Origin of the sequence: Nitrososphaera sp. AFS, from assembly GCF_009898475.1 — an archaeon.
In the GTDB taxonomy this organism is placed as follows: domain Archaea; phylum Thermoproteota; class Nitrososphaeria; order Nitrososphaerales; family Nitrososphaeraceae; genus Nitrosopolaris.
This window is the reverse complement of the sequence record NZ_QURE01000109.1, coordinates 5,776-10,814: the sequence shown is the minus strand read 5'-3', so window position 1 is coordinate 10,814 and position 5,039 is coordinate 5,776. Positions and strand designations below refer to the sequence as shown.

Below are 5,039 nucleotides of genomic sequence, written 5' to 3'. Positions count from 1 at the left end.
GACCATCAGTGCCATAGCAATCGCAGCAGTAGTACTGTTGTTTGCATCTGGACCCATTCTCGGAAATCATCTGGCATTTGCAAGCGGAGATCACCACCATCATCATCATCACCACCACCATCATCACCACCACCATCATCATCACCACCATCATCACCACCACCATCATCACCACCACTAACAAATCAAAAACAAAATCTGACAGTTTGAAAATACCGGCTAGATAATCATCCCCCTACTTTTTTAGGTTTAACTATCTCGGGTTTACAGTATGAATATATTCAACCAGCGGCATTTTGCCAAATTGTGAAATTTTGATTTTTATTCGAACATCAGAATCAAGAAGTGAGGAACGATATATCCTTTAAGGGAGCAAAAAAATCATTTAAGTGTTATCCATATAATTAAATATATCCGCTTATTCTCATAAATTTCTAAAGAGTGTTCTATAGTACTTGACAAATACTATTTCTCTTCAATATCTTTGAGCAATGAACCACAGAAGAATGACATTAGCGATTGCAGCAATAGTGGCAGCAGCTGCGTTAACAACTGTAGCATTTGCTGCACCACAACAGGTCATGGCATACCGACACCACCATCATCATAACGACAACCACAAAAGTATCAAAGTAGATCAGCAAGCAGTGTACTGGAGGTATGCAGAAGTGGATATTAACAACAACACCACAATCTGGTGCCTTGTGTATTAACGAAGGAAGCAACGACGCGACAATCAACCACTAAGCACGAGCAATCGCATGAAAGAAAGAAAGAAAGAACCAATCTCTTATTTTTTGCATTCAACTCCTTAACAATGCGACTGGTTACGATTTTCTTCGCTCTGTTCTATGGTTGTCAGAATAGATTTTCTCAGACTCCTAAAAGAATTCAATTTAGTTTAGAATAGCAGGCTATTATCCCTTCCTTAATCCTAACATAAGTCCTGGGATGAATCCAAACGCAGCTGTTATCGGCAGGCCTGATGCCACAATTGTAAAAGAACGAGCTGCAAATTACTTATAGAGAGTATATGTTGAGATTGACGATTGCTTCGATTATAGCTATAGTTTTAGCTTCTGTCCTTTTGGGTATTTCTGAAATCAATTCGTTCGCGCCTTCAGCATCAGCGTTCATTGTCGTCAGTAAGGGTGGTGCAATTGCTGGTACGCATGAGAGTAGCGCTGGTAAGCCAATTGTTGTAGCGCCACACACACAGGTTCATTTGGCCCAACCGAGGCTGCTTCAGGATCGCTTTTATGTGGCGGAGAACCAGCAACTCTTTCTCCAAGTAATAGTCTTACATGCGCTCCCTAGCTAGCAAATAAAAATAGCAGAGAAACGGTGCCAATAGTATGACCAATGACACCTTGGTAATGTCGTTTCCTTCCGCATTTCTCATTAAGTCCTTAACATATTCAGAAATGCGAATCTGCCATTTGATAATGTCCTAAAGGAATGTGCCATACACCACATCTCACCTGCTGAAGAGATTATTATTCCATACCCTTCTGTAATTGGTAGTAGCAACATAGTTGTGAAACAAAACTCTAAACCTTTAATTGTCCCAACTTATCCATCATGAGGATTAGGAGTAGATAGAATATTTGTCTATTCGTCATAACGAAGATACTACGCCATCCCACCCACATCAACAACACCTAGTCCGTTCCTTGCGTTTTCTGGATGTCATGATGATCGGTATAGCAGGCCTAATTGGAGGAGGTATATTTGTCCTTACTGGACCAGCTATTGGTCTAGCAGGTGGTTCAGTTATTATAGCTTTTATAATTAATGCAATAATAACGCTTTTTACAGCCATGGGATATGCAGAACTCGGTTCTGCAATACCAGAGGCTGGCGGCGGATACTTGTGGGTTAGGGAAGGTCTGCCAAGACCAAATGCTTTCATAAGTGGCTGGATGGCATGGTTTGCTCATATGGTCGCTGGTAGCTTGTATGCTGTCGGCTTCGGATCATTTCTTTTCAGTCTTTTAAAAATGGTTAATATACTCGGAGACCATCCGCTTTTTGGCATCGTTCCTTTTGACAAGTTGATTGCTGTAGCATCAATAATTGCTTTTACCTATGTCAATGTTAAAGGAGTTTCAGAGGTAGGAAAAGCTGGAATTATAGTAACGATATTTCAACTAGGAACCATTGCCGCATTAATAGGCGCAGGTTTCTGGACTATTCATACTCATCCTACCTGGAGCGGAAATTTTGCTGATCTTGTGCCAAATGGCATAGGTGGAATTGTGGCTGCCATGGGTTTGACATTCATAACATTTGAAGGCTACGAGATAATAGTTCAAACAGGAGAAGAGGTAAAGAATCCAAAGAAAAATATTCCAAGGGCCATTTTCATATCACTTGCAATTGTAGTTGTTCTGTACTGCCTTGTTGCTTTTGTTTCTATAGGAGCAATATTTCCTAAAGATATCTCAGCATGGAAATTCATAGGGCAAAATGGTGATTTAGGTATAATTAAAGCTGCCGGATTCTTTCTTCCCTATGGAGCATTTATAGTAATCATCGGAGGCATTGTCTCAAGCTTGGCAGCGTTAAATGCAACTACATTCTCGTCGTCTAGAGTTTCATTTGCAATGGGAAGACACTATAATTTGCCACATCAGCTTAGTTCCATACATCCTAAATTCAAAACACCCCATGTGGCCATTGTGATTTCTGGGATCATAATGGCAATCGTGGCTTACACACTTCCTCTCAATCAGATAGCAGTTGCTGCCGGTGTTATTTTCTTGTTGTTGTTTACCCAAGTAAATATCGCAGTCATTAACATAAGAAGAATATATGGTGATAAACTAGACTATGGATTTAAGATTCCTTTCTTTCCGGTAATTCCTGTAATAGGTATCTTCCTTAAGCTAGGTCTTGCACTATACTTGTTAGTAACCCAGCCCTTGAGCTGGGGGATCTCAGTTCTCTGGATTTTGGTCGGCTTTGCTCTTTACCGCATGTATACTTTCAAAAAAGAAGTTGAACATTATGCTCCTATGGTAACCAGCGAAGGTGATCTGACAAGAAAGCATTACAGAATTTTAATTCCATATACTCCGGAAAATCCTGACAGGTTAATAAAATACGCAATCAGAGTTGCAAAAGAAAATGATGGGGAAGTTAATGTATTGAGGGTACTTACAGTACCGACACAGACCCCACTTTCAGCTGGAACTGCATTCGCAGACGCCGCTAGAAAATCATTCGAACCTTTAGAAAATATGTTAGAACAAGAGAATATTTTGAATCACTATCTATTTAGGATCTCTCATGAACCAAGTGAAGCAGTACTGACTACGATTGAAGAACAAAAAATTGATTTAGTAATTACCGATTTTGAAATATACAGAAATAATAGGGTTCTTCAGACGCTAGCTACATGTAATGTGCTTGCGGTTAGAACTACGGGAGGTGATATTACCTCATTTGAAACTTCAAATGAGAGTAGGATCGATTTGTCACAAAATGGCAGTCGTCCCAAAAAGAAAATGGTTGTTCTATATGATAGTGCCGGAGATCATTCAGAACTTGTACTAAAGACAACAAGCTGGTTGGAGCATTCAGGTAGGTTTAATGTAAGTGTATTAACCGTAAGCAAAAGACGCGAATTCAATCCTGCAGAAAGTGCCAAGGAGTTTGACCATCCTCTTGCCAATGATAATAAACGTAAGGAATACCTAGAACAGGTCGGAGTTGAATTTGGCGAAATTTATTTATCTGAGGAAACAGGACAGAGTAGTGAAAAATCTGCTAATTTAATTATGTCCGCAGTCAACGCGTCTGAGCCTGATTTGGTAGTCACCGGGGCAAGTATTGGAAAATTTAGCTTTTTCAACAATAGCCACTTCTTAACCCTGTTAGATCAGCTAAACTGCCCCATTATAATTGCAAGACAGTTTACTTTTCCGGGAGTTCATCGCGCAAAGGCTTGGTTTCTAGGATTGATAAAAGAAATAAGTAGACATTAGGAACATTTGATTAGGCAGTGTAAAACTGCCGCATCATGTAGTGGATATGTGGTTGTATTATCTATCTGTCCGCTACTACTTGTATTTTTGTGAACATAGATAGAGCCATCCCATTTGGTGTCACTATACGCTGCTGGATAATCATATAGAATTTCTCCCAAACTCTTATACTTCACCAAACGATCCATAAGAAAGAGCCCAAAGAAAAGTGGACTCATTGTTATAGGATTCATCTCGGCACTTGCAGTATTAGCAACTACAAGTAACGTAGCTTTTTTCCTGCAATATTTTGGTCGAGAAATGTGTTTTAGCCTATTAATCTCGCTTGTTAGAAAAACTACCAAACCGCATTGTTGAATCTAAGAACTGAGTTGCCTTCCGTGATATTAGAGTAGTGCTGACTCTAGTCTGCCACTGACTTTATAGTCAGTTTTCCGCCAAAAAATGATAAATCATCTATCTATGCTCGTAACTATGAATTTCGTTTTGGCAGATGGCGGATAACATAGGTGGATAACAAGTGAATAATTCGCTTGCATATCACGGTATCTAGTGATCTGTACTCATCACATGTCAGTTCGCTACGAGAAGTAACTTGTAAGCAGCTCAGGTAGAATTATATCAATCGTATAGTAGGCATAACTTGTAAACGAATAAGCCTTGGTTGGTTGTGACAACTATGACTAACAATGAATTACTGGACGAAATCGAACTGGCAGTCAGTAATAAAGCTCATTTGCACGTTGAAGATAAGAGGAGGATCGCTTGTATATTCTTTGGATTACTTCAAAAAGGAAAGTTTGATCTTGGTGATATAGAAGGAACCATAGACGCTCTTCCTGAATACTCCAAGTCCTCAAAGGATACGATAAAACAAATTGCATCTGTAATTGATTTGCTTACCTGCTGTTAGACCATTTCTAACTGGTATCAGCAGCATTTATGATTTTTCAGTATGATTCTGAGTACTCAGAATTAACTTTTAGCAGGTTTTATGTATTGAAGTTGTAATATCTATATCATGGAATTAATTGAAAATGTTGTTTGGAT

Annotated in this window: 5 protein-coding genes and 1 pseudogene; 5 read left to right on the top strand and 1 reads right to left on the bottom strand. The window is 39.2% G+C overall.

Annotation, left to right across the window (positions count from 1 at the left end; all coding sequences use genetic code 11):
• The 4 genes and pseudogenes from DYY65_RS10045 to DYY65_RS10030 form a co-directional block, all read left to right on the top strand.
• A pseudogene (locus DYY65_RS10045) lies at positions 1–181 on the top strand (hypothetical protein); the annotation flags it as partial.
• Between the two features lie 310 nt (positions 182–491).
• Positions 492–713, top strand: coding sequence for a hypothetical protein (locus DYY65_RS10040; protein WP_162477826.1), 222 nt, complete (start codon positions 492–494; stop codon positions 711–713).
• Positions 714–1,042: 329 nt separating this feature from the next.
• On the top strand, positions 1,043–1,321 hold the full coding sequence (locus DYY65_RS10035) for a hypothetical protein (RefSeq protein WP_162477825.1): 279 nt from the start codon (positions 1,043–1,045) through the stop codon (positions 1,319–1,321).
• A gap of 286 nt (positions 1,322–1,607) precedes the next feature.
• Positions 1,608–3,989: an amino acid permease gene (locus tag DYY65_RS10030; RefSeq protein ID WP_162477824.1), complete on the top strand. Its 2,382-nt coding sequence runs from the start codon at positions 1,608–1,610 to the stop codon at positions 3,987–3,989.
• Here DYY65_RS10030 and DYY65_RS10025 read toward each other — a convergent pair.
• Positions 3,986–4,333, bottom strand: coding sequence for a hypothetical protein (locus tag DYY65_RS10025; RefSeq protein ID WP_162477823.1), 348 nt, complete (start codon positions 4,331–4,333; stop codon positions 3,986–3,988). The genes DYY65_RS10030 and DYY65_RS10025 overlap by 4 nt on opposite strands.
• Positions 4,334–4,668: 335 nt before the next feature.
• On the opposite strand from DYY65_RS10025, the gene DYY65_RS10020 reads away from it, so the two are divergent.
• Positions 4,669–4,902: a hypothetical protein gene (locus DYY65_RS10020; protein WP_162477822.1), complete on the top strand. Its 234-nt coding sequence runs from the start codon at positions 4,669–4,671 to the stop codon at positions 4,900–4,902.
• Positions 4,903–5,039: the final 137 nt, after the last annotated feature.

Bases quoted from the DNA above. Each gene is read 5' to 3' on its own strand.
- DYY65_RS10040 (WP_162477826.1), top strand. From the start codon at position 492: ATGAACCACAGAAGAATGACATTAGCGATTGCAGCAATAGTGGCAGCA.
- DYY65_RS10020 (WP_162477822.1), top strand. From the start codon at position 4,669: ATGACTAACAATGAATTACTGGACGAAATCGAACTGGCAGTCAGTAAT.